At 43.0% G+C, this 25,766-nt stretch carries 18 protein-coding genes and 5 pseudogenes; 17 read left to right on the top strand and 6 right to left on the bottom strand.

Features of this window, described 5'->3' with window-relative positions; genetic code table 11:
- The first annotated feature begins 7 nt into the window (after positions 1 to 7).
- The 10 genes and pseudogenes from lpxB to N4T56_RS12390 all read left to right on the top strand — a co-directional run bounded on the left by lpxB (position 8) and on the right by N4T56_RS12390 (position 10,169).
- Positions 8 to 1,167, top strand: a pseudogene (gene lpxB, locus N4T56_RS12435) (lipid-A-disaccharide synthase).
- 14 nt (positions 1,168 to 1,181) lie between these two features.
- Positions 1,182 to 1,812, top strand: a pseudogene (rnhB, locus tag N4T56_RS12430) (ribonuclease HII).
- Positions 1,813 to 1,922: 110 nt separating this feature from the next.
- Positions 1,923 to 5,399: pseudogene (gene dnaE / locus N4T56_RS12425) on the top strand (DNA polymerase III subunit alpha).
- A gap of 9 nt (positions 5,400 to 5,408) precedes the next feature.
- Positions 5,409 to 5,774, top strand: a complete 366-nt coding sequence (locus tag N4T56_RS22795; protein WP_261733449.1) for an ATP-binding protein — start codon at positions 5,409 to 5,411, stop codon at positions 5,772 to 5,774.
- Between the two features lie 28 nt (positions 5,775 to 5,802).
- A pseudogene (locus N4T56_RS22790) lies at positions 5,803 to 6,004 on the top strand (ATP-binding protein); the annotation flags it as partial.
- A gap of 147 nt (positions 6,005 to 6,151) precedes the next feature.
- Positions 6,152 to 6,907 (top strand): tRNA lysidine(34) synthetase TilS, encoded by a 756-nt coding sequence (gene tilS / locus N4T56_RS12410; protein WP_261734818.1) that lies wholly within the window; start codon positions 6,152 to 6,154, stop codon positions 6,905 to 6,907.
- A 145-nt stretch (positions 6,908 to 7,052) separates the two neighbouring features.
- Positions 7,053 to 8,642: a M28 family metallopeptidase gene (locus N4T56_RS12405; RefSeq protein ID WP_261733448.1), complete on the top strand. Its 1,590-nt coding sequence runs from the start codon at positions 7,053 to 7,055 to the stop codon at positions 8,640 to 8,642.
- A gap of 161 nt (positions 8,643 to 8,803) precedes the next feature.
- Positions 8,804 to 9,385: a hypothetical protein gene (locus N4T56_RS12400; protein ID WP_261733447.1), complete on the top strand. Its 582-nt coding sequence runs from the start codon at positions 8,804 to 8,806 to the stop codon at positions 9,383 to 9,385.
- A 4-nt stretch (positions 9,386 to 9,389) separates the two neighbouring features.
- The gene (locus N4T56_RS12395; RefSeq protein WP_261733446.1) at positions 9,390 to 9,821 is read left to right on the top strand and encodes a YHYH protein; all 432 of its coding nucleotides are present in this window, start codon (positions 9,390 to 9,392) and stop codon (positions 9,819 to 9,821) included.
- 54 nt (positions 9,822 to 9,875) lie between these two features.
- Positions 9,876 to 10,169: a hypothetical protein gene (locus tag N4T56_RS12390; RefSeq protein WP_188959236.1), complete on the top strand. Its 294-nt coding sequence runs from the start codon at positions 9,876 to 9,878 to the stop codon at positions 10,167 to 10,169.
- A 1,386-nt stretch (positions 10,170 to 11,555) separates the two neighbouring features.
- Here N4T56_RS12390 and N4T56_RS12385 read toward each other — a convergent pair.
- Together N4T56_RS12385 and N4T56_RS12380 are read right to left on the bottom strand one after the other, a co-directional pair.
- A complete protein-coding gene (locus tag N4T56_RS12385; RefSeq protein ID WP_261733445.1) occupies positions 11,556 to 12,623 on the bottom strand; it encodes an IS91 family transposase in 1,068 nt (355 codons plus the stop codon).
- A complete protein-coding gene (locus N4T56_RS12380) occupies positions 12,620 to 13,510 on the bottom strand; it encodes a tyrosine-type recombinase/integrase (protein WP_261733444.1) in 891 nt (296 codons plus the stop codon). The genes N4T56_RS12385 and N4T56_RS12380 overlap by 4 nt, the downstream gene beginning before the upstream one ends.
- Before the next feature lie 447 nt (positions 13,511 to 13,957).
- Here N4T56_RS12380 and N4T56_RS12375 point away from each other — a divergent pair, with 447 nt between their 5' ends.
- Positions 13,958 to 14,365: a UPF0158 family protein gene (locus tag N4T56_RS12375; protein ID WP_261733443.1), complete on the top strand. Its 408-nt coding sequence runs from the start codon at positions 13,958 to 13,960 to the stop codon at positions 14,363 to 14,365.
- Between the two features lie 239 nt (positions 14,366 to 14,604).
- On the opposite strand, the gene dgcS is transcribed toward N4T56_RS12375, so the two are convergent.
- Positions 14,605 to 15,486, bottom strand: a complete 882-nt coding sequence (gene dgcS / locus N4T56_RS12370) for a diguanylate cyclase DgcS (RefSeq protein WP_261733442.1) — start codon at positions 15,484 to 15,486, stop codon at positions 14,605 to 14,607.
- Between the two features lie 161 nt (positions 15,487 to 15,647).
- Here dgcS and N4T56_RS12365 point away from each other — a divergent pair, with 161 nt between their 5' ends.
- The 5 genes and pseudogenes from N4T56_RS12365 to N4T56_RS12340 all read left to right on the top strand — a co-directional run bounded on the left by N4T56_RS12365 (position 15,648) and on the right by N4T56_RS12340 (position 22,734).
- A complete protein-coding gene (locus N4T56_RS12365) occupies positions 15,648 to 17,600 on the top strand; it encodes a monovalent cation:proton antiporter family protein (protein ID WP_261733441.1) in 1,953 nt (650 codons plus the stop codon).
- 478 nt (positions 17,601 to 18,078) lie between these two features.
- Positions 18,079 to 18,264 (top strand): hypothetical protein, encoded by a 186-nt coding sequence (locus N4T56_RS12360; protein WP_261733440.1) that lies wholly within the window; start codon positions 18,079 to 18,081, stop codon positions 18,262 to 18,264.
- Between the two features lie 596 nt (positions 18,265 to 18,860).
- Positions 18,861 to 22,068: pseudogene (locus tag N4T56_RS12350) on the top strand (DEAD/DEAH box helicase).
- Between the two features lie 75 nt (positions 22,069 to 22,143).
- Positions 22,144 to 22,302, top strand: a complete 159-nt coding sequence (locus N4T56_RS12345) for a hypothetical protein (RefSeq protein WP_261733438.1) — start codon at positions 22,144 to 22,146, stop codon at positions 22,300 to 22,302.
- 258 nt (positions 22,303 to 22,560) lie between these two features.
- The gene (locus N4T56_RS12340) at positions 22,561 to 22,734 is read left to right on the top strand and encodes a hypothetical protein (protein WP_261733437.1); all 174 of its coding nucleotides are present in this window, start codon (positions 22,561 to 22,563) and stop codon (positions 22,732 to 22,734) included.
- Positions 22,735 to 22,762: 28 nt separating this feature from the next.
- Here the strand turns inward: N4T56_RS12340 and N4T56_RS12335 are convergent, their stop codons facing one another.
- Both N4T56_RS12335 and N4T56_RS12330 read right to left on the bottom strand, forming a co-directional pair.
- On the bottom strand, positions 22,763 to 23,734 hold the full coding sequence (locus tag N4T56_RS12335; protein ID WP_261733436.1) for an NADH:flavin oxidoreductase: 972 nt from the start codon (positions 23,732 to 23,734) through the stop codon (positions 22,763 to 22,765).
- Positions 23,735 to 23,742: 8 nt separating this feature from the next.
- Positions 23,743 to 24,288 carry a LysE family translocator gene (locus tag N4T56_RS12330; protein ID WP_261733435.1) on the bottom strand — a complete coding sequence of 182 codons (546 nt, stop codon included), beginning with the start codon at positions 24,286 to 24,288 and terminating at the stop codon, positions 23,743 to 23,745.
- Positions 24,289 to 24,538: 250 nt separating this feature from the next.
- On the opposite strand from N4T56_RS12330, the gene N4T56_RS12325 reads away from it, so the two are divergent.
- Positions 24,539 to 25,042, top strand: a complete 504-nt coding sequence (locus tag N4T56_RS12325; protein ID WP_261733434.1) for a tRNA-uridine aminocarboxypropyltransferase — start codon at positions 24,539 to 24,541, stop codon at positions 25,040 to 25,042.
- A gap of 1 nt (position 25,043) precedes the next feature.
- Here N4T56_RS12325 and N4T56_RS12320 read toward each other — a convergent pair whose 3' ends face one another.
- Complete coding sequence (locus N4T56_RS12320) at positions 25,044 to 25,766, bottom strand: DUF6445 family protein (RefSeq protein WP_261733433.1); 723 nt, start codon at positions 25,764 to 25,766, stop codon at positions 25,044 to 25,046.

The raw sequence follows: 25,766 nt of genomic DNA, 5'->3' as shown, positions 1-25,766 counted from the left end.
AGACACGATGACTCAACGATCTCAAAAAATATTTGCCATTGTCGCCGGAGAAATCTCCGGCGATATTTTAGGTGCTGGCTTAGTTAAATCACTTAAAAAACGTCATCCAGATGCCCGTTTCATTGGTATTGGTGGTCCGCGTATGCAAGCGCTCGGATTTGAAAGTCTATTTTCAATGGAAGAGTTAGCCGTAATGGTAGCCTGGTTGAAGTGCTGTCACGCTTGCCACGCTTACTTAAGATCCGTTCAAGTTTAATTAACCAAATTACTGCGCTATCACCAGATTGTTTTATTGGTATTGATGCCCCTGATTTTAATATTGGTGTTGAGCTTAAATTAAAAGCCAAAGGCATTAAAACCGTGCATTACGTTAGCCCTTCGGTATGGGCGTGGCGTCCAAAACGCATTTTTAAAATAGCTAAAGCCACCAATATGGTGCTGTCTTTATTGCCGTTCGAAAAAGCCTTTTACGATAAACACCAAGTCCCTTGCACATTTGTCGGCCATACTTTGGCAGATGACATCCCAATGCAAAGTGATAAGTTGGCGGCGCGTTTCGATTTAGGCCTTGACCCAACGGCAGAATACCTCGCCGTGCTGCCTGGTTCTCGCGGTGGTGAATTAGCACAGCTTGCCGAGCCTTTTATTAAAGCCGCTGTGTTGGTTAAACAGGCCTATCCCGATATTAAATTAGTGACGCCTCTAGTGAATGAGGCGCGCAAACAACAATTTACTGAAGCATTAAAGCAATACGCTCCCGATCTAGAAATTCATCTTATTGATGGCCATTCCCGTGAAGTGATGGCGGCTGCAGACTGTATTTTATTAGCGTCTGGCACTGCCACTTTAGAGGCGATGTTGGTTAAGCGTCCTATGGTGGTTTCCTACCGTGTTAGCCCGATAACGTATGCCATCGCCATTCGCATGATGAACATCAGCAATTATTCATTACCCAATTTACTGGCAAATGAAACTATTGTACCTGAGTTAATGCAAGCAAATTGCCAACCTCAATTAATTGCAGATGCGATAATTGATCAGTTGAATAAAGATTTTGCGCCGTTAAATGCCCGATTCGAGCAAATGCACCAGCTACTTAAATGCAATGCCAGTGAACGTGCTGCTGATGCCGTAGATGCTTTACTGGTAACAGGACAATCCAAATGATAACGCTTGATACTATGCCGGTTGTGATAAAAAACATCACAGCTGAACAAGTCAATTTGATATCACAAGGTGTGGTTGCAGGCGTTGATGAGGTTGGCCGCGGCCTCATTAGTGGGCGACGTGGTAACTGCAGCAGTGATTTTAGACCCCAATAAATCTATTGCGGGTTTAAATGACTCTAAAAAGCTCAGCGAAAAACGCCGTAATGCCTTGTATCAAGATATTATCGACAACGCACTGAGTGTCAGTGTTGGCCGAGCTAGCCCGGCAGAAATTGATGAGCTGAATATATTGCATGCCACCATGTTAGCCATGCAACGTGCAGTTGCCGGGTTAAGTATTCAGCCGCATCGCGTGCTCGTCGACGGTAATCGTGTACCTGACTTTGGTATTGCTAGCCATGCCGTGATTAAAGGTGACGGCTTAGTCGCAGCCATTAGTGCGGCATCTATAATAGCTAAAGTGACCCGCGATGCTGAAATGGCTATCTTAGACAGCCAATATCCTCAATATGGCTTTGCTAAACACAAAGGTTATCCAACTAAAGCCCATTTTGAGGCTTTAGCATTGCACGGCGTGTTGCCTGAGCATCGTAAAAGCTTTAAACCTGTTGCTGAACGTATTTTACTGCAGAATAAATCTTAATATTAAAGACAATAACCTACTTAATCATTGGAGAAAGTAGGTTAGTTTGATAGTCTAAATTCCGCTTTTTCATGTTATTACATTCATCTTTTTCGAAGAATAATTAATCTATGTCCGATCCTCGTTTTGTTCATTTACGCGTTCACAGTGATTTTTCGATGTCTGACGGCGTCGCAAAAGTTAAGCCCATTATTGCCGCGGCAGAAAGCCTCGACATGGCGGCGATAGCGTTAACCGATCAAAACAACTTTTGCGGCCTCGTAAAGTTTTATGGTGGTTGCCATGGCGCTGGGATTAAACCCATAGTCGGTGCAGACTTTTGGGTGCAAACGCCAGGCTTTGAAAAAGAATTTTGCGCGTTGACTATTATAGCGATGGACAACGAAGGCTATCAAAACCTTACCCAATTAATCAGTGAAGCTTACTTGCGTGGTCAAATTGATGGCCGGGTAGTGATAGATCAAGAATGGCTGGTTAAATTTAACAGTGGCTTAATTATTTTATCGGGAGCTAAAGAAGGTGATGTGGGTAAGGCGTTATTAAAAGGCAATCAACACCAGGTTGATGCTTTAGTGAGCTTTTACCAGCAACACTTTAACGACCGCTATTATTTAGAATTAATCCGAACAGGGCGGGCTGATGAAGAACGTTACCTGCACATGGCGGTTGAGCTCGCATCAAGCAGAGGTTTGCCGGTAGTTGCCACTAACCAAGTGGTGTTTTTAAAGCAAGATGACTTTGAAGCTCACGAGATTCGCGTGGCGATTCATGACGGTTTTACCCTTGTGGATCCTCGTCGTCCTAAAACTTATAGCGACCAACAGTATTTACGCAGTCAAGATGAGATGTGCGAATTGTTTAGCGATATCCCTTCGGCGATACAAAATACCGTCGAAATCGCTAAACGGTGTAATGTCACCATTCGATTACACGAGTACTTTTTACCGAACTTCCCCACCGGCGATTTATCTATTGAAGACTTTTTAGTTGATGTGTCTGAAAAAGGCTTAGAAGAGCGACTCGAGTTTTTATTTCCTGATCCACAGGTAAGAGCTGAAAAACGTGGTGAGTACGACGAACGCCTTGAAATTGAACTCAAAGTCATTAACCAGATGGGCTTCCCGGGTTACTTCCTTATCGTAATGGAGTTTATTCAATGGGGTAAAGATAACGGTATTCCTGTCGCGGCCAGGCCGTGGTTCTGGGGCGGGTTCACTTGTGGCTTATGCGCTTAAAATTACCGACCTTGATCCGCTAGAGTATGACTTACTGTTCGAACGTTTCTTAAACCCTGAACGTGTCTCAATGCCCGACTTTGACGTCGACTTTTGTATGGACCGTCGTGACGAGGTGATTGACCACGTAGCCGAACTCTATGGCAGAGAAGCGGTATCACAGATTATTACCTTTGGCACCATGGCGGCAAAAGCGGTTGTACGCGATGTTGGCCGAGTATTAGGCCATCCATACGGTTTTGTTGAACGCTTAACAAAAATGATCCCAGCAGAACCTGGGATGACATTGGCCAAGGCTTTTGAGGTTGAGCCATCGCTACCCGAGGCTTACGCCGCTGATGAAGATGTAAAAGAGCTTATCGACATGTGTCGCCGCCTTGAAGGGGTCACCCGTAACGCGGGTAAACATGCCGGTGGTGTGGTGATTGCCCCCACACGTATCACTGACTTTGCGCCATTATATTGCGACGCAGAAGGTTTAAACCCGGTTACTCAGTTCGACAAAAACGATGTTGAAACCGCGGGTTTGGTTAAGTTCGACTTCTTGGGATTACGGACCTTGACCATTATTGACTGGGCGTTGCAGATGATTAATCCGCGCTTGGTTAAAGAAGGTAAAGAGCCTGTGCGTATTGAAGCTATTTCATTAACCGACCCAGCTTGTTTTAGATTGCTACAACGTTATGAGACCACTGCAGTATTCCAGCTTGAATCTCGCGGCATGAAAGATCTTATTAAGCGCCTGCAACCTGACTGTTTTGAAGACATGATTGCACTTGTGGCACTGTTTCGTCCAGGCACTTTGCAATCGGGCATGGTTGATAACTTTATCGAACGTAAACACGGCCGTGAAGAAGTGTCTTACCCAGATTCTGAATATCAACACGAGTCGTTAAAAGAATTATTGTCTCCTACTTACGGCATTATCTTGTACCAAGAGCAGGTAATGCAGATTGCTCAGGTATTGTCTGGTTATACCCTTGGTGGCGCGGACATGCTCCGCCGTGCAATGGGTAAGAAAAAACCTGAAGAAATGGCCAAACAGCGTGGCATCTTTAAAGAAGGCGCTATCAATAATGGCATCGACGGCGAACTGTCGATGAAAATTTTCGACCTGGTAGAAAAGTTTGCTGGGTATGGTTTTAATAAATCGCATTCGGCCGCATATGCCCTTGTGTCGTACCAAACATTGTGGCTTAAAACCCACTATCCGGCGCAGTTTATGGCCGCGGTAATGTCTGCCGACATGGACAATACAGACAAAATCGTCACCTTAGTCGATGAATGCGAACGCATGGGCTTACCGCTTATTCCGCCCGATGTAAACAAAGGCTTGTTTAAGTTTACCGTCGATGACGACCTTAATATTGTTTATGGCATTGGCGCCATTAAAGGCGTGGGCGAGGGCCAGTTGATTCGATTTTAGAAGCACGTAAAGACGGTCCTTTTATCGATTTATTTGATTTCTGTGCTCGTGTCGATTTAAAAAAGCTCAACAAACGCGTCATCGAGAAACTTATTCTAGCAGGGGCGTTAGACACCCTAGGCACGCATCGCGCCTCAATGATGGCAACATTACCAGAAGCCATTAGCGCAGCAGCCCAGCATGCCAAAGCAGAGGCGATAGGCCAGCATGATATGTTTGGTTTGCTTAATAGCGAGCCAGAAGACAGCAAGCAAAACTTTGTTCAGTGCACGCCATGGCCTGATAAAGTTTGGTTAGAAGGCGAGCGCGAAACCTTAGGGCTCTACTTAACTGGGCACCCGATAAACCAGTATTTAAAAGAGCTTAAGCAATACACTAATGGTCGTTTAAAAGACATTCATCCAACCGAACGGGGCAAAACCGTTAAAGCGGCCGGGTTAGTGGTAGCAACCCGAGTGATGATCACCAAGCGTGGTTCTAAAATGGGTCTGGTTACCCTTGATGATAAAAGTGCGCGTCTCGAAATCATGCTATTTACCGAGCCGTTTGAAAAATTTGGACATTTACTTGAAAAAGATCGCATTTTAATTTGCGAAGGTGATGTCAGCTTTGATGATTTCTCTGGCGGCAACCGCATGAATGCCCGTAATGTGATTGAAATTGGTGAAGCTCGCAGCCACTTTGCCAAATCGGTTGAAATTAATGTCCAAGGCAATGATGTCAACCCAGAGTGGTTAGATACATTTGAACAAACCTTAACTCCATGGCGTAATGGCGCGGTGCCAGTGGTGATCAATTATGTTAAACCAGAAGCCAGCGGTAAGATTACTTTAGGTGATGAATGGCGAGTAAACCCAAGCGATGAGTTAATGCTATCGCTTGAACGATTGCTCGGTTCAAATAACGTTAAAATTACGTTTAATTAGGCAAATATCATGGCTCATGCCACGCTGAAGTCAGACAATATAACAACCGCACAGCTATTAACCTTAATAGAAAATAGCGTGCTGCCTTTGTTCCAACAAGGTGTGCAGTTAAATGAGCATGCGCCTAAGTTAGTACTGGCTTACAGTGGTGGGGTTGACTCTGAGGTCTTGGCATTTGGCTTAAGTGCCTTTGCTCAAAAACATCCACACATTGCATGTTTGCTTATTCACGTACATCACGGCTTAAGCCCTAATGCTAATGTATGGGTTGAGCATTGTATTAGTCGTGCGAATCATTACCAACTTCCGGTACAAGTGGAGCGGGTTAAGGTAGAAAAAGGCTACAAGGGAAAGCTTAGAAGCCAAAGCACGTGATGCGCGTTATCAAGCATTTGAGCGCTATTTGAATCCCGGTGATATCTTTCTTACCGCCCACCATCAAGATGATCAACTCGAAACCTTATTGCTGGCATTAAAACGTGGTCAGGTTCAAAGGCCTGGGCGCTATGGCGCCAACGCAATTATATAAGCAATCCTGGTTGCTTAGGCCGCTGTTAGCCATTAGCCGTCAGCAAATAGAGCAATTTGCTGCCCAATATCAATTAAACCACATAGAAGATGAGAGTAATCAAGACGACAGTTACGATCGTAACTTTTTACGCCTAGAAATCATTCCCCGCCTAAAACAACGCTGGCCAAGTATTGCCACCACAGCAGCAAGAAGCGCTGCATTGTGTGCAGAGCAACAACAAGTGATTGATGATGAAGTGAGTCATCGCTTACCCCAGTGGTTAACGCTACCCACCGATACCAATGGATTAATCACTGAGTCTAGTGGGTTTAAACTGGCGCAGTTGAGCCTATTAACTCCTGCATGGCAAGCATTGCTGTTTAGGGGGTATTTACAACATTGTGGTGTTAATCTGCCATCGCAATCGCAATTACAGCAAATTCTATCACAATTGCTCGAAGCAAAAGACGATGCCAACGTGACCATTCAATGGGGCGATTATCAAGTTAAACGTTTTGCCAATGTGGCTTATGTGTTAACTAATCTAGCGTTAGCGCCTTTGGATGCCACAAGACTGCAAAATGATATTCGTGCGTTGTTTGCCGGTGAGTTAAATCAAGCTAACGGCAAAGTAGGACAACTGACAGTGAGTTTGCAAATACAGTCGCATAAAGCTGAATTTGCACCACAAGAAGGTTCAGTATCAACAACACCATTACTTACATTGCCAGCCACTCACGTACAAGTTACGATAAAATATGGCGCATCGGGTTCAATTAAATGTCAACCACAGTTTGCCACATCGCAACGTACCAAACCTCGAGAGCTTAAGAAGCTCTGGCAGGAGTGTCAAATTCCGCCATGGTGCCGTCAGCAAATCCCATTAATCTTTTACGATGATGTGTTAGTTGCCGCCATAGGATTGTGGATAGACAAACGTTACCTGGCAGCGCCAGGCCAACCAGGTCTTAGCTTGCCGCTTTTGACAACCCGTTGAATAACGATAAAAAAGCGCTAGCACTGATTATTGCTTCAGACTATATTGGTGAGTCTGGTCATTATCGTCGCGAAGTTTCTAGCAGGACGAAGTCTGCTCTAATACTGAGCTATTGTAACAATCACCTTCTAAATATTTACAAAGGATGTTGTCCGTGAATACCTTTCGTTTAATAGCTTTATGTAGTGTTTTTTTATTACAAAGCACAAATGCCGCGCCATTTAAATTTGATGAAAAAACCTACCGTCAAGATGTGCAAACACTAGCCAGTGATGAGTTTGAAGGTCGTGGAGCCTTGTCTCAAGGCGAGACACTGACCGTTGAATATTTAGAAAAAGCCTACAAAGAGATGGGGCTTGCCCCTGGTTTTGGTGATAGTTATCGCCAAGCTGTGCCTATGGCTAAAATCACTGCAGATCAAACTATGCAGCTCACCATTGCTGATGTGGTGCTAAATAACGGTAGCGATTTTACCGCCCGCACTGAACAAATTCAGCCACAAGTGTCATTAAACAACAGCGACGTTGTTTTTGTGGGTTATGGTATCAATGCCCCAGAATACCAATGGAACGATTACGCTAATGTTGATGTGAAAGGCAAAACGGTCATCATGTTAGTTAACGACCCAGGCTTTGCCACTCAAGATCCAAACGTGTTTAAAGGTAACGCCATGACCTACTATGGCCGCTGGATCTACAAATACGAAGAAGCTGCAAGGCAGGGCGCCAAAGCGGTGTTTATTGTGCACGAAACTGCACCCGCAGCCTACGGCTGGAACGTAGTTGAAAACAGCAACACCAATACCAAATATACCTTAGTGGATAACCACAAAAATCAATCTCACATCGGTGTCATGGGTTGGGTTCAACATCACGGTGCACAAAAAATCTTTAGCGCAGCAGGCCTTGATTACGACAGACTAAAACTCACCGCCGCAAAGCCAGGTTTTAAAGCGATACCACTTAAACTTAAAGCCAATTTAACCCTCAAAAACCAAATCGAATTGGCCACGTCTTATAACGTAGCCGGTATTTTACCTGGCAGTTCACAAGCCGATGAATGGGTTGTTATGCATGCGCATTGGGATCATTTAGGTAAAACAGTGCAAGATGGCAAGACGCGCATTTATAACGGTGCTGTCGACAATGCCTCAGGTGTTGCTGGAGTATTACAGTTAGCGCGACATTTTAAAGCGCAAAATAAAGCCCCTAAACGCTCTATTTTGTTTACAGCCTTTACCGCAGAAGAAACAGGCCTTATTGGTGCGCAATACTTTGCTGCCAATCCTCCTGTCCCGACTAAACAAATAGTATCATTTTTAAACATAGACGGCATGAACGTTGGCAAAGGTGTTAGTTACATACTGCGTTACGGCCAGGGCGTTTCAGAGTTAGAGACTTATTTAGATGATGCCGCCAAAGCACAAGGGCGCACAGTCAAAGCAGATCCTCGTCCACAAAACGGCCTTATGTTCCGTTCAGACCACTTTGCTTTAGCCCAACAGGGGGTTCCAGGGTTAATGTTTATGAGCCTAGGTGATACTGACCCAGATTATATTGCTCATAAATATCATCAAGATGCTGACGATTATGATGCCAGCTGGAATTTAGGCGGAGTCGAGCAAGATCTCGGCTTAATCAGTGAAATTATTGAAAAGCTTGCCAACAACAACGACTGGCCAAAATGGCTCGAAGAGTCAGACTTTAAAAAGCGCAGAGCACAAGACGGTAAATAGTGTTAGCTAGTTGGATAAAGAGAGGAGGCGAAAGCTTCCTTTTTATTCAGTGTTGTAGTTTTGATAGTTAAATTAGTACTTACTACATTAATAGGGTTCAGCTATATTACAACGCAGAGCAATTCAAAAATCAATGTGACTCATTGAAAAGGAAATCATTCATGACGCAATCTAAAGCAAGCGTATCGATAGGCCTTATGGTTTTAAGCCTCACTTTATTAAGCGGTTGTGAGTTTTCCTCTGGCGATAAAATTGAACCAACAATAAAAACCACGGGAATCGATCTTGGAATGTTTACAGAGGGGGCATTTACGCAACCGCCTAAAATCGTTGAGTGTGAAACCGCGCAGGGTACGGTAACAACCTGTTACGAGTTTACGACCTCTGGCGCCCCAGCAGGTCGAGAGCCTGATCCCTTTTGCCCAAGAAATACTACCGATGGTGCCGAGGTTGGTGGTGCGTGGTTCAGTAAAACGGGCAGTGGCGATTTGGTGGATATCACTGGTGAATTTATCTTAAAACTGGGTGAATATTATGGTGATGAAAAATGGCTCGTTTATGATACCAAGACTAATAAAGTCCGTTATACCGCAACCAAAGAAGCTTGTTTAGGCGCAGCACGTCCAGATGTTGCAGAGCAATACAAACAAAATTGTATCGAGTGTGAACTATCCTATCTTGATGATGACTTCTCTCTTACTTACCTTATACCCACAACGCCTATTCCAGCGGCTTCAATCTAGCCGGGTGCATACCGTTGGTATTGCGCTTGATGGTGCAGAATTATCAGGCCCGGCACCGGTAAATGCTATTTTAGGGAGCTATACCATTGCCGCGTTTGATGACTGTGGGGGGCACATTAATGCGCATCAAGGATATCATTATCATTCAACCACAGGTTGTACCGATAAACAGGCAACGACCACCAGTGATGGACATGCACCGCTTATCGGTTATGCGTCAGATGGTTATGGTATTTATGCTATGAGAAATTCTGAGGGAAAAGAGGAATCGTTAGATGAATGCCGTGGCATCACGGATGATACTCGTGGTTATCATTACCATGCGGCAAGCCCGAGTGAAAATATGTTTATTGGTTGCATGCATGGCGAAACGGTCATTCCCGCTGGCGGTCAGCAGGAGACCACCAGATGGAGGCCGTCCACCAGAAGGTGGTAAGCCTCCTAGAGACGGACATCCGCCAGAAAGAAAGTAATAGGAGCGCAAGTATTCATGCCCATTTCAGTGTCGCAAAGGCGTTTACCAGCCGTAATAGTCACTTGTCTGTTGATGTTAATAGCAAGCTTTTCCCAGGCTCATTCAGGCCATCTCAATGAAAAGGCTGTGAGCGTATGCCATGACAAAGCCCGTTCAGATGACTGCCAGTTTGAAGGTGGGCATCAGGATTTATACATAGGCAGTTGCCAGTATATGTCTGACGCTTTAATGTGCGTTAGAAATCAGCCAATCCAAAAACTGCCAGCGAAAAAGAATGAGTCTGACCCTGTTGCAATGAATAAAGATTAACTTTGTGGCAACTTCATCGAAGTACTTCGTACACGGCAGATGAGCGTAAGTCTATCTGTAACACACTATCCAGCTTTGCTTTTGAGCCGGAATCCAGGTATTTGTTCTTTTTTATGGCCTGCGGCCACTAACGTCGTAGCGCTTCACCCAGCTCCTGACTGCATTTTAACAGGCTTACAAATGTCGGACAGCTATCCAGTTGCAGCTAGTCTCTCACCTTTATGTGGTGTGTACTGTATATAAAAACAGTTGTAATGGTTTTTTTGCGTATTTTTAAGTTTAATCGGTTGATAAGTAAACTAAAGTAGTACGAGTAATAATTCACGAACCCTCTAATGCATTGATATTAATGTCTTTTAATTTATTTTCGATTATTGGGTTCACTTTTAACGCGCAAGCTCGCTTTTATGTGTCAGTGGCGTTAAATAAAACTGCTTTACATCAATAAGATAGTAAATGTAGGATGATATTAATCAATAACTTAAACGGCCGACTTTAAATTTATTTGGCCGTTCAATAAGCTGTTATGTTCACGAAGAATTTAAAGCTATAATTAATGGGTTCTGATCAGTTTTTTCCTTGTAATAATTTGATAAATTTAAAAATAAAAACAATAAAGTCGGGTACTTAACTGAAGCAAATGAACCCTCTAAATATTGAAAACAGGCTTAATATGAATTGGTTTGCATATTTCAGCCTATCGGCTTCAACAAATTATTTCTAAGTCAAAAATCTTCTGTGTAACTGTTTCTATACTCATATTATATGTTAATGGGCGGCACATAACAAAGTATTGGAAGTGACAACCTTTTTGTCACTCCTCTTGCAAGAAAAATGCAAGTGAAGCGCCAACCCTTCGGGACAAGCTTGCACCTCAATACGACGTTATATGCTCTTAGTAATTATGTTTTAGAGCAAGAGATTTTAACCATTGTTTTACGCTAAACAAGGTTTGGTGTTTGCACTAATAAGCATTGCCATTTATTCCTTTTTCAAAGGTGGCAACGCTATTAATTTTGTTCTGGCAGTAGTGAGTAGCGTAAAAGTTCACGGTCAGGTTTTTATATTACGGGCGACTTAAATTCATGCAGTGTTAGGCTACAACCACCGCTGCATATAACAAATAAGGATAGGCCGCGCGAAGCCGCGTCCTTATCCCAAGTGTTGAACAAGCCCGAATACGTGAGATGTGACTCTTTATTATGTAATTAACAGCTCGAGAAAACGCGCTGTTTGATGTGATTGTTAGCTAGCTACTTTTCAGTAGACAGCCAGTTCCCTTAGCCTCCTTGCTAATTAGTTAACTCGCTATATTTCAGTATCTTAAATTAACCCTCCACGGTATTCAGTTAAGCCATTATCCTTATTATCATTTTCAACATAAGTTCAGGGTATTAAGTTTGTCGGTCGTTTCACTATGCCCATAAAGCGCATTGGTTGCAGACAACAGGGGCAACGGCGCGTTGCTAATCTGCGCTTTATCTCGGGAATGATTGGAAATACAGCCCCAGCAACCGCCAGCATCAGTTGTATTTGTAGCCTGAGTTTTTTGGCATTGCCTCTGAGTAATCCATAGTCTCTCACTCGTCGTAACCCTTTAGGCAACACATGCTGGAGCATCAACCAGAGAAATTCTGTGGCGGGTAAGGTTCGTACTTTTGTAGACTGAGTTTGACTGTCTTTATACTTAAAACTGACAAGCCCATCGGCTTCACTTTTGATGTTTTTGTCAGGCAGTACACCACGATAAAGATAGCGTGATAGATATTGCAGTGCAGGCAACCCTTTACCCACATGCTGGCAGTCAACCACCCATTTTTTCGGCAGTGAGGTTGGCAGTTTGAGTTTCAGTTTTGCCAACTGTTCCAGCAAACGTGCGCGCCACACTTTAGCTAAATTGAAAGCGTTGAACAGGTATTTGCCCTTATTCTTTTTCCAGTGTTGTTGGGTTTTGTTGAAACTGCCCGCTGGAATAATAAAGTGAATATGCGGATGTAAATCTCGCCGCCGGCTGTGAGTATGCAGCACGCCAGTGAAACCAATATCACCGGCCAGTTTTGGAGAGTTAAGCGCAAAGTCTTTGAGCACACTGGCAGCCACTGAAAACATGGCTGGATAGAGTGCTTCCGGTTGATATTTAGCCACCACACGCAGTTCATATGGCAAAGTAAATGTCACCATAAAGTAATCGACAGGTAACAGTTTAGCCTGTTGCTTCGCTAACCAATCTGCCGTGGTGTTGTACTGACATTGAGGACAACTGCGATGACCACATGACAGCGGGAAATCTGCTGTATGAGTGCACCCCTGACAAGCCCAGTGGCTAGCTCTTTGGGTGTGAGCGCGACAGCTCAGCATGGCATTAATGGCATGGCGCATTGATGTTGTTATTTGGCCATTATAAGCTTGATTAAACACATCAAGATGGTCACGTAAAATATCGATAAACTTCATATGTCACACTCCCACTTCAACACCAAATTATTAGTGAGCTGGTTAACCGACAAGGCCGTGTTCTTACGGGTAATTTGAGTGAGACGTGTATACCTTGCTGTGGTGTTTAGGCTGTTGTGACCGAGCAAGTGCTGTACTGAGCGTAAATCTAACCCTTGCTCTAGCAAATGAGTCGCATAGCTGTGACGTAAATTATGTGGACTGATAGATTTGTGAATGTTGCACTCAGAAATCACTTTTTTCATGGCCTTTTGAATACCACCGCGGTCCATCAGCGAGTCTGGTTTACCGTCTTTACCGGGAAATACATGCCGAGGATGGCGATGGGTTTGCCAGTAATACCGCAGCGCTAACAATGTGCGTTGCGGTAAAGGTACTAACCTATCCTTGCCGCCTTTGGCGTCACGAATATGCACCTGCATCAACGCTGAATCGATATCGCCAACCTGCAATGAAATTGCTTCACCGAGGCGCAACCCCATACTGTATAAGGTTAAAAAGCACACTTGATATCGCAGCTTATGGGTGAGGCTAATGACGATTGAGACTTCGGCAGGGGTTAGAATATCCGGTAGGCGTTTGACCTGCGGCGGCTTAACAATGTTGAGCCACTCCCAAGATTGATTAAGGACATACCGGTAGAAAAACTGTAATCCATTACGGTCGAGTTTTACGGTACTCCAGGAGTGAGAGGCAATTAAATCAGCAAAATAACGCTTCAAATCATCGGTTGAAAGGTTATCAGGGCAACAGTCAAAATAAGCACTAATGCGCCTAACTGCGCGACCGTACGCATCGATGGTAGCAGGGCGCTTGCCTTGCAGAGTTAAATTGGTAAGATGTTGTTCATAAAGAAAATCAAAGCGTTGTTGTTCATGAGTTTCCATGGTGATACTCCTAGATAATGCCAAGGTAGGCAGGGTCTAGTAAGTATTTATGATGGTGAGAAAGATGGGCTTTATCTTTTCTGCCGCAGAGCGGCTTCGTTCAACAAGGCACTTAAACGGACAAAAAACAGTTGGCTTTTGCTTGACAGCTTTTTCAGTTAAATTAAAGCTAGCCAGACATCCATGTCTGGGATCACGCTATTTTTCAACGTCCTCAAATTCAGAGTTGAATTAGAGCCTCTAAAAGTAAATTAGTTAATTCATTTATGTAGCAATGGGTGTTTAAAATGTGACCAACTGCCACCAGCGTCGTGGCCGTTCCCCCACACCAGACTGTTATTTACGGGATAAATTTATTGTATTCATTATTTGGCCAAGCGTTTAAGATTATTATATGAATTTATTATTAGCCCTAATTTACGGCGTGTTATCAGCCAAAGGATTGATATGCAGGTTAAGATAGAAGATATTGAAATGGCGATTGAATTTAGCGCTTCAGGCTCGTTTGATAGCGAGGCATATATCAACATACAAACAGGTGAAATCCACTATGTCGATGACCCAGTCGATACGCCTGTGCCTAATGATTTGTATGAAAATGCAAAATTTGTTTGTATACCCAGCAAAGCAGACTTCAATTTAGGTAAACCCCTCGCCATAGCATTTATTGCAGAACATTGTCCTGAAAAATTAGACTTAGTTTATGGGATATTCAATCGCAGTGGAGCATTTTCAAAGTTTAAGAGCCTGCTCGCATCGCTTAATCAATTAGACAATTGGTACGCTTTTGAACAAGCTGCGTTAAGAAATGCGGCATTAGAATGGTGTAATGAAATTGGCATTCAATGTAATTGAATTTATGTTTGTTGGCATTGTTGTTAGGTGTAACGTTATGATTTTAATGTAAATTAAATAATTATACACTCTTGGTGAAAATTAGTTACAGTCTTAAAAAAAGTCCTAATTCCAAATGAAGCTAGGGCTAATTTGAGCTGTTTGACCAACCAAAGACTAAAAATGTACAGGCTGACTTGATTTGTATTTATTGTTTTCTATTCAAATCAACCATTGCGTTTAAGGCCAATCGACTTAGGTTACTTATTGCAGATGCGATAACAATTGCGCCCAGCAGCTTTGGCTGCATACATGGCTTTATCGGCACGATCATACAAGTTGTCTGCATGTTGTTCTGGTATCGCCTCTGCAATACCCAAACTGCATTGTATATCGTATTCGGTTAATTGAGCATGTTTTGGCATCATGTCAATAATACGTTGGCAAACAATTTCAGCAGCTTTAGCATCACCTTGAGCAATAATAACAAACTCATCACCGCCAATTCTAAATGCTTGGTCGGTATTACGAATCGCTTCGTTAATGAGTTCGGCAAATTCAACTAATACATAATCACCTGCTTTGTGACCATAGATATCATTAAGTTGTTTAAACTTGTCTAGATCGATTACCACTAAAGACACTTTACCTTGGTGACGGTTAGCACGTGCCAATGCTGTACTGATCGCTTGGGTATAATAATAACGATTACCCAGTCCCGTCAGTGAATCAAACATGGCTTGCTTAGACATGTTTTGATACTTGATCGCATTACTTAGCGGTTGGATCAATATCGCTTCTAACCGGTTTAACGTTGTCGTTTGCGTTTTGCTTAGCGGCATGGCTAATTGGTAAGTCATGTTAAATTGGTCTTGTTTATCTACAATAGTGCGTTGCAGTTCAATACCGTAATGACGTCCCCAGGCAAACTTTTGTTTTTCTAGGGTCAACTGCAATCCTTTAACCGGCAAATGTTGTCCTAGTATTTTGCCGAAACAGGCAAAAACTGTCCTAGGATCTAAACTTCCATGTAGTTGTTGAATCACTTGAACAAGATCGAGTTCTAAGTCCATGTTCAAGTAAGCGTCTGAACGGTACCAGTAGTCTTCAGGATACAGCTCTGATGTAGATGCGAAATCCATTGTTTTTACTCCAGTACGTAACAACTAATTACTTTGTTTGTAGCAATATTCGTGCCTATGAAAAAAATTCTATAGTTATTAGTTGTTTGATGATTTACTGTAGAGATTAGATATTCGTAAATTCCCTATCGACATTTTTTTGACAAGGAGCCTATACCGTAATGGAACACAGCATTTTTATTCATATTCTTTCAATGCTTGTGATTGCGATTGTGGCGATTGCATTGTTGCGCCGCCTTGGTTTGCCGGCTATTTTGGCTTATTTGTTAACCGGCGTGGTGAGCGGTCCAAGTGGTTTTCATTGGTTTACCCAGTTACAAATGCAGTCGGTTGCAGAACTTGGCGTGGTATTACTGATGTTCACACTCGGGCTTGAGTTCTCGGTGCCACGTTTATGGGCGATGCGCCGTACCGTGTTTGGTTTGGGCAGTGCACAAATGATTGTAACTGCATTAGTTGCTGGCGGCATTGCCATGTTAGTCGGTCAAAACCTGGTGGCTGCGGTGGTGATTGGTTCGGCGATAGCATTATCGTCAACAGCCATTGTGCTTAAACTCCTTAATGAACAAAACTGGTTACGCAGACGCCACGGTGAATTATCGGTCAGTGTGTTGTTATTCCAAGATTTAGCCGTAGTACCCTTGTTAATTTTAATGCCGTTATTGGCCAATGATGGCACCCAAATGAGCTTTAACGGCATCGCCTGGGGTCTGTTATCCGGTATTTTGGCTTTTTTAGGCTTAATGTCGTTTGGTAAATGGATATTGCCGCGAATTTTTGATGAAGTTGCGCGTTCACGCTCAAATGAGCTGTTTGTACTTTCTACCTTAGTGGTGGCATTAGTCACTGGCGCATTTACCCAGTGGCTGGGGTTATCCATGGCGTTAGGCGCATTTATTGCTGGTATGTTGTTAGGTGAGAGTCAATACCGTAGGCAGTTAGAAGCTGATATTAGGCCGTTTCGCGATTTGTTGATGGGACTGTTTTTTATCTCGATAGGCATGTTGCTCGACTTTAATTTAGTGATGCAATATTGGTGGCAAGTGCTGCTTATTTTAATCAGTGTGGTATTAACCAAAATTACGATTGTGTTTGGCTTATTGAAGTTGGTGGGTGAAAAAGCAAAAATAGCCTTAAGCACGGCAATTTGCTTGAGTCAGGTGGGTGAATTCAGTTTTGTATTATTGGCATTGGCGGTGAATTACCAATTGCTTGAAAATGAAGTCAGTACCGTACTGGTTGCTGTGGCAGTCATTTCTATGTCGATAGCGCCGTGGCTTATTCGTCACAGTATTGATGTTGCCAAAAAGCTTACAGGAGGAAGTAAAAAACCACTGGATGAACCAGTAGAAATCCGTTTACCTGTGAGTGATGATAATGATTTAGTGTTGATTTTAGGCTATGGCCGAGTGGGTCAAACCATTGCCCGATTTTTAAAAACTGAAGCCGTGCCTTATATGGTGATGGATCTTGACCCAACGCGGGTGACAGAAGCTAGAGCGGCAGGCGAAAACATATACTTTGGTGATGCTTGTCGAATGGCATTATTGAAAAAAATGGGGATTCGCCAGGCTAGCCTTGTGGTGGTGACGTTTTGCGAGCCAAGGCAATCAGAAGAATGTTTAGCAGTTGCACGCAAATTAGCACCCGATGTGAAAATTTTAGTGCGCACTCGTGATGATGCTAATTTACATGAGCTTAAAGAGGCAGGAGCGACACAAGTGATCCCTGAGTCTTTAGAGGGTAGCTTAATGTTGGTGTCGCAAGTGTTGTTTAAGTGTGGTGTACCATTAGCGCGAATTATTAAACGGTTAGAGTCAGAGCGGCGCAACCATTACCAGTATTTACACGGTTTTTTCTCTGGTACCGAAACCGATTTTACCCTCGACTTATTGCACGCCGTATCGTTAGCCAATGGCGCCAGTGCAGTGGGTAAAACGGTGGCGGATATTCCGTGGCAAACCTTAGATGTGGAGTTAAGAGCCGTACGCCGACGTGGTGAAGAAATGGATCCACCACCTACGGATTGGATTTTAAGGCGTAATGATATTTTGATGTTAGTGGGTAAACCGCGCAGCATTGAAAAAGCCGAAGAGTATTTATTACAAGGCTAAATCCATTGAAGCAAAACACCATCAATAACGCTGGTATAAATCCATTTATTGTTGGTTAGCGTTAATTAAGCATAATTCGTTTATGAATTATGATTAAACGTCATATAATAGATGTTTCGCGCACATGCAGCCATATCCATATATTGATGACTAAACCGTGAGCCTACTCATTAAGACCCTATATTGAACTTGGTTTTACTTTTTTTGTCCTATTGTGGAGATTTACCTATTTCTCCAGAGTAAAAGTTATTTACTCAGAATTGTCTTTTTAGTTATCTGATATCGTTAGTTTTTATTTTTGAGTATTTTATGTACCGCGAGAGGGTCAAGAATGGTGTTGCTGAGTTGGTTGCTATTAACTGCGATTTCGCTGGGATTTTTTGTTTATCGATTAAATATAGTGACTCAATATATTTGCCATTATATCAAGGACTGTTATCCAAAGATGTATGATGAATGTCAGCGCGTTGGTAGTAAAATGGGACAAGCACAAAAAGGTACCGAAGTGATGTTGATGGAATCGTTTAATACGGGTGACATTTCTCATTTGAACGATGCTACTTTACACGATTATCGACAACAGCTAAGCCGTTTAAAAGCAGGGCTGGTCTGTTCGCCTTGGTTACTCATGTTATTAATTAATCTGTTGTTTGAATACTGGTAACTCACAAGGCAAATGAATAGCCATTGGCTTTTTACCAAACAATGTATCGACATCATCTTGTCTTATCTAAATAGGTCGCGCTTTTTGTTTTCACGCTCAGAGTTAACCTTTCAGTAAACCGCCATGTACTAAGTTAATAATCAGTCAGTGATCATGCCTTTATTGCCTAGAGCATACGAACCGCTGTATTTTAAGTAAGATTTACAAGCAAATATTGGACAAACTCTAGGGTCTGTTGAACTCTGCTGGTCAAATTTTGTTCGAGTTAAAAACGTGTTAATCGAGGCGAATGGATTGATGCCTAGTCATCTAAGCAACTCTTTATTTGCAAAGAATCATTCAACAAAGAGTAAAACGTTTTTGGCCGAACCCTTCGGGCAGCGTTTGTTCGCCATTTTTACTGCGTTATCGACTTTTTATGTAGAATAACTACACCTCAAAGTCTCTGCCTTGTATAAAAGACTAACAATTCGCTACAAAAATAACCTTGAAAGATCAACAGACCCTAGATATTGCATGCTTTATTCCATAGAATGGTAAGTTAACTTTTTATCAGCAGTGATAATTTATCTGCTGGTTTTTTATTAGGTATATTGATGTCGGCGAAACTGTTTAATCTTCCCATTAAGCTTTCATTAGAGATGATTGCTAAACTGTTTTCGGCTACCCAAATTCAAAAAGCACAAAACTACTTGATCCAGGGTCGAGTTCTTGAAGTGACTGCCAGCAGTAATAATCATGATATCGAAGCATATGTCGAAGGCTCTGCAGATGAGCCTTACCGTCAAGAAATCACTCTCGTTAATGTGAACCACAAAATTGTAATGCGTTCGCATTGTACTTGTCCTGTGCGTACCAATTGCAAACATGTTGCCGCCGCAATGCTGGCGCTGGTGGACAAAAAGCCCGTAGAAGAACAACGCATTCACCAGTGGTTACGCCAACTTGACGAGCAAAAAACGGTCAGTGAATTTGAAGATGAACAAGAAGAGAAAGATCGCGTTATCTATGTGTTATCTAATGATCCCAATGGAATTTTTGTCGAATTCAAACGCAGTAAACTCAATAAGAAAGGTCAATATAACAAAGGCAGTAAGCTGGCGTTAACTGATATTCGTTATAGTATACCTTGGTGGGTTGACCCTGAAGATAAACAAATCATTAGCTTGTTATTGTCGTCAAATAATCACGGTTCAAAAATCTATATCGACGGCGAAATATCCTATTTAGCCTTAACCAAAATGCTTGCAGAACAGGTGTGCTTTTGGGAAGAAAATCGCACCCCGTTAACCTGGGCAAAATCAATTGCGCCTGAGTTTATTTGGTGTGAGATAGATAAAAAGCACACACAAATGCAAATGCGCATGCCCGGACTTGAAAACTGGGAATTTATTGCCACAGAGCCACCATTATATGCCGAACTCGATTACTTACGCTTAGGCAAAATCGACACGGATTTATCGGCCAAAAAGCTCAATTTATTGCAACATATGCCGCCTGTACCATTGGCTCAAGTTGATCAAATTAGCCACAAAATGCTGCAACACTTTTCACCTAAAACTGTGCCAGTGCCAAGCGAAATTGATTTTTGCGAAATCAACGATCCTTTAAAAACCATATTGATTTTTACTCGTGAGATTTATGCCAATAATCCCGTATTACAACCGGTCATTCGGGTAGAGCAGCATTATGGCGATGTTAGTTTTAATGCCTCACTAAAACCCGAGCGTATTAGCCTGGTTAAAAAGGGCAGTGTTCAATATCAAGTGCATCGTCAAGTCGACCAAGAATTAGCCATATTAAATGGGTTAACTGAAGCCGGTTTAGTGACGTTTATTCCGAGTGAGTATGGTAAGCAACCTGAATACTTTTTAAGTGTTGGCTTATTGCCAGAATCGATTTTCGAGTGGTCTGACTTAACTGAGAATGGCCTTGATGCATTAACTGCGTTGGGCGTTGAAATTCAGTTTGAAGATGACTTTGACTTAAACATTGTCGATGCGCAGTTAGATGTTGATTTGGTTGACGATGACGAGTCGGGCTGGTTTTCGCTGTCGTTGAGTGCCGATATTGAAGGCCAAAATGTACCGTTATTAGCCTTAGTTGCCCGTTGGTTACAACAAAATGGTGAGCCGGCAGATGACGATGAATTACTGCTACCAGGACCTAATGGTGGCTTTATTAAAATTAAAGCTAAAACCATTAAACCACTGATTTCAATTATTCAAGAGTTGTTTAACCGCAACTCTGGTGACCAAATTGCCATACCGCGTAACCGAGCCCATATACTTAATGATTTATCTGCCAGCGATGTGCGTTTGCTCAATGGCGAGCGGGTGCGCAACCTTGCGGCAAAACTAGCTGAGTTTAAAGGGGTAACAGAGGTTGAATTACCAGTGGGTTTAAATGCCACGCTGCGTGATTATCAAAAACAAGGGTTCGATTGGCTGTGCTTTTTAAAAGAGTACCAACTGGGCGGAATTTTAGCCGACGACATGGGCTTAGGTAAAACCATTCAAACGCTGGCTTTTTTACTGAAAGCCAAGCAAGAAGCCAAGACGCATCGCACCAGTTTAATTGTATGCCCAACCAGTTTGGTGGGTAACTGGCTTAAAGAAGCCAACAAATTTGCCCCGTCACTTAATGTGGTGGTGATCCATGGTAATAAACGCCAGCCATTGTTAGAGCAAATCGATGACTTTGATGTGGTGGTGACAACGTATCCGCTCATGCTGCGCGATGAAGCCATATATAGCGATTATGTGTTCGACCATATCATTTTAGATGAAGCCCAGCAGATCAAAAACGCCCAGGCTAAAGTCACTCAGGTGATCAAAACCTTAAAGGGTAAGTTTCGTTTATGTTTGTCGGGCACGCCGCTTGAAAATCACTTGGGCGAACTTAAATCGTTAATGGATTTCTGTTTACCGGGGTTATTAGGCCAGCATACTTACTTTAATAAAGAGTTTCGTGGCTCGATAGAGAAACAAGCTGATGTTGAAAAGTCGCTATTGCTCAGTAAGCGCATTTCGCCGTTTATGCTGCGCCGCTCCAAAAAAGAAGTGGTGTCTGAACTGCCTGAGAAAACCGAAATTATCCAGACACTTGAGCTTGAGAAAGACCAACGTAATCTTTACGAGTCTATCCGCTTAGTGATGGAGAAAAAACTGCGCGAACTGTTTGCTAAAAAAGGTGTGTCTAGCAGCCATATTGAGTTTTTAGATGCGTTATTAAAATTACGTCAGGCTTGTTGTGATCCACGTCTTGTTAAGCTCGAGCAAGCTCAACAAGTGAAAGATAACGCTAAACTCACCTGGTTAATTCAAAACCTGCCTGAGATGATTGAAGAAGGCCGTAAAATCCTTATTTTCAGTCAATTCACCGGCATGCTGGCGTTGATTGAAGATGAACTTAAAACACTAGAAATTAGTTACAGTAAATTAACCGGCCAAACACTCGACCGTCAACCTCAGATAGATTCTTTTCAAGAAGGTGACAACTCGGTGTTTTTGATTAGCTTAAAAGCCGGTGGTACAGGGCTTAATTTAACTGCAGCAGATACGGTTATTCATTTCGACCCATGGTGGAACCCTGCTGCAGAACGTCAGGCAACCGATCGTGCCCACCGCATTGGTCAGCTTAATCCGGTATTTGTGTATAAGCTAATTGCACAAGGGACGGTTGAAGAAAAAATTCAGGAAATGCAGCAGCATAAACAAGGTTTGGCAGACAGCATATTATCCGATGGCACTCAGGAGTGCATGGCAAGGTAACGCCGAAGATTTATTGGCGCTGTTGAGTTAATCACCTAATTGAGTAAACGCGAGTTAATTTGAGGTTACAACATTGCCTGCAATGTATTTTAAACGAGGCTCAGGTGTGCCAAGGACAAGACGTGGCAATCGTGCTACGCCTGCGCTGCACATGGACTATTTTGAGCAAGTGTTTGCTGAGCTGCGCCGTCACCCAGAAAAAATCGCTATTGTGAGACACAACATTGCGCAGTTTCAGGCGCAGCCTTTTTTGAAAAAGGGCTAATACCATTGTGCATTAATAAGTGACCACTCAGAATGCATCCAGCGGTTTTTGATTAAGGCGTCGTTATGCAGTAATGGCTGTTCCCTTTCAAATAGCGAGAACGCAGAACAAAATCTGCTGGGGCATTCCTTTCAGGCGAGTTTTAAAAGGGCTTACACTGCGTTGCATGACTTCGAAAGAGAATCACTATTCATTCAGTCATGCGCCTTGTCTAAGCCCTTTTAAACTCTCGCTGAGTGCATCATTTATTAACGCACAATGGTATGGCATACCGCCATTGATAGATTGCTACTGGTATTTGAAGACAATGGTGATATTGAATTGCTATACAAACAGGTGATGAGTGACGATGTTGGCCAGCGAGTAAGACGCTACCCGCTGATTTTTAAAGGTATTATTTCACCCGCTAGCAAAACAGCAGATGAGCTATAACGAGCTTTGCATCACCCTATGAGCAAATTCACGTGGGTCGAGCTAAAATCGCCCGGCCTACCGCCACTAAATCCACTTGCTTGGTGGCTAAAATGGTTTCGATGTAATCCACGCTTTCAATGCCGCCAACACCAATAACCGCCGCAGTGGTGGTGCCCGTTAACGGCGCGGCATCTTCTACTAAAAAGCCTTCGCCGCGTTTATCTTTAGGTCGATTCCAGCCGCCAATTCCTGATGATACATTGAGTATTTCAACGCCTGCAGCCACTAACCATTGGCTGACTTGTGCCATGTCTGCATGAGTTAAACCACCTGGATATCCATCTTGGCCAGGAATACGAGTCATCACCGCTAACCTAGGCACCACTTGTTTAATTTGAGTGACAATTTCAATTAATATTCTAGTGCGGTTTTCAAGCTTACCGCCGTATTCATCTTCACGCTGATTGGTTAATGGCGATAACCACTGGTTGATGCCATAACCGTGAGCACAATGGATTTCAACTAAATCAAAACCGGCTTTGTCGGCACGTATTGCAGCAGCCACAAAGTCTTGTTGCCATTGCTTGATATCGTCCATTGTCATAGCCCTAGGTGTGGGTAATACACGGTCGTATGCGGGTACCGTAATGCCAGAAGGCCCCATGATATCGCTGCTAATACCGGCACTGTCTTTGCCACCGCAATGGGTAATTTGTAAACCCGTTTTAATGCCAGCACTGTGCAGTGTACTGGCTATCTGGGTTAACCCAGGTAAACACGCGTCATCGTGGAGCCCGAGTTGATTGGTTTCACTACGCCCAGCTACATTCACATGGCTATATTCAACCATCACAAGGCCAGCACCCGATTGAGCCAAATTTTGATAATGGCTAAAGGTTTTTTCGGTTGCTAAACCATTTTCGTCTGCGGTTTGTGATGCCATCGGCAGGATCACTAAACGGTTTTTGAAGGTTAATCCGCTGATTAAGGTTAACGAGGTAAAGCGCAGTGCTGTCATTGAAAATCCTATAGAGTAATGGCAACCAAGATTCCAGCAAGCAACATAATACTGCCCGCAGTACGATTAATTATCATGGCCGCTTTAGTTGAGTTAAACACTCTCTTCGCACTTGATGCAAGGTATGCGTAAGTCAGGTTTACAGAACCAAAAGCGGCAGTGGCGATGGTTATAATAATGATGACATCCAAAAAACTGACTTGAGTCATAGGCACAAATGCGGGGAAAAAGCTCACATAAAAAACCAACGCTTTAGGGTTACTTAAAGCAATGATAATCCCGGTAAAGAGGTTTTTAGTTAAGCTGACTTTAGGCGGCACTGCGAGTTGAATGCCATGTGCTGTCGCGCGCAGCATGCTGATGCCAAGCCAGCATAAATACAAGGCGCTGGCATATTTAATCAGTTCAAATGTGGAATCCATCGCATTGGCGATGGCAGCCAAACCAAATAAAGCCAATAAAATATACAGAAAATCGCCAAGCAGCACGCCAAGTGTTAACGCTGCACCATGGTTAAAACCATTTGAGAATGAGCGCGATACCACCGCAAACACCGCTGGTAGCCGGGCACAATGGCTAAAACCAGCATAGTAAAAAATAACGCGACGATTTGTTGGTAAGCCATTAATGTTCTTTTAATACGGTATAGGGATATTAGTTTACTGTTTATCATTATATCGTACATTTCTATAGAGTATGGCGCGATCAGGCATCAATTATGTAATCCATTATGTCTGAAAATTAGAGGGTAGATGTGTTACATTGCGTGATTATTCAGGTGTATAGAATGTAGTAGGAATTGCTGTGCAAATTATCTTATTAACCCACTCAAGAGAGTTGCTTCGCGCCAATAACACCGGCCAATTAGTGTCGCAAGTGTTAGGCGAGCGTGCTCGTGTGATTGAGTGGCACCGTAAGCAGCCTGATCCAGTATTAATAACCGCCATTGATGCAGGGCTTGTGGGGTTAGTGTTTCCAACAGATGATGACCCGCCACTTGTGAGCTCAAACTCTGCTGATAATGTTAATGCATCTGCAAAGGAGTGTACGCCACCTTTTGAATATTTGCTGTTGATTGACGCCACCTGGCAAGAAGCGCGCAAAATGTACAATAAAAGCCCATATCTTAAAAGCTTAGTTAAAGTGGGTTTGCAGCCAACATATGCCTCTATTTATCCCTTAAGGCGTAATCAACTTGAGGGTGGGTTATGCACCGCAGAATGCGTGGCATTATTGCTTAAACAAGCCGGAGAGCCTGAGTTAGCACAACAACTGACTGAATGCTTAATTGGGTTTATTGAACGCTAGCTTATTGAAAATCGATAAATATATTTGCGGTAAGGCGACCGGTTTGCGGGTTGGCATCGATGTCTACATCTGGATTGACTAGGGTTGAATGCAGTAAGTTGCCTGGGTAAATCACCACACGATTTGGCCGATATTCTACCCGATGATACAAGCAGAAATGATCATTACTGGCCACACAATAGCGTGGGTTTGATTGGATTATTTGATCAACAAAAGGCTGTGCTTGGGTAAAATATGAGTCAATGTTGTCGTTAGTAATCCGCTCAAAACCACTGGCATTGTGCTTAAAAAATCCGGTGTCGCCATGGGGGCCGTCATTAAGATAATGCAATATGGCGAAGTAATAGGGGTTTGGCGTATCAAAGTGGGGCAAACATTGCAGTGGTACTAGATCTTTTGCTTGGGTGTTGATTAATGAAAATACCCCTTGTTGCGGTTTTAAGCGCCGGGTTGTTGGGATGCGATACACATCGTAAATAAGTTGAAATACCGCGTTAAGCACATCGATAATATATTGCCTTGGTAGTGCAGTACGCTGACCAGGATAAAACGAGCTTTTATCCTGGTTAAATTGACTGTCATTAATTGCGATATCAACCAGCTCAGAAATATCACCTGCAAAATTATCTATCACGATAACCGGCGTTTGTTGTTGGCCGATCAACTGCACCTGCGGCGCAATAGGATTGACCTGTATTAGCGGTTGAGTGGCTTGCGACGACAT

The sequence above is a fragment of the Shewanella phaeophyticola genome, from assembly GCF_025398315.1.
Classification (GTDB): Bacteria; Pseudomonadota; Gammaproteobacteria; order Enterobacterales; family Shewanellaceae; genus Shewanella; species Shewanella phaeophyticola.
The sequence above is the reverse complement of the archived record's forward strand: the minus strand, read 5'-3'. Positions and strand labels throughout refer to the sequence as shown.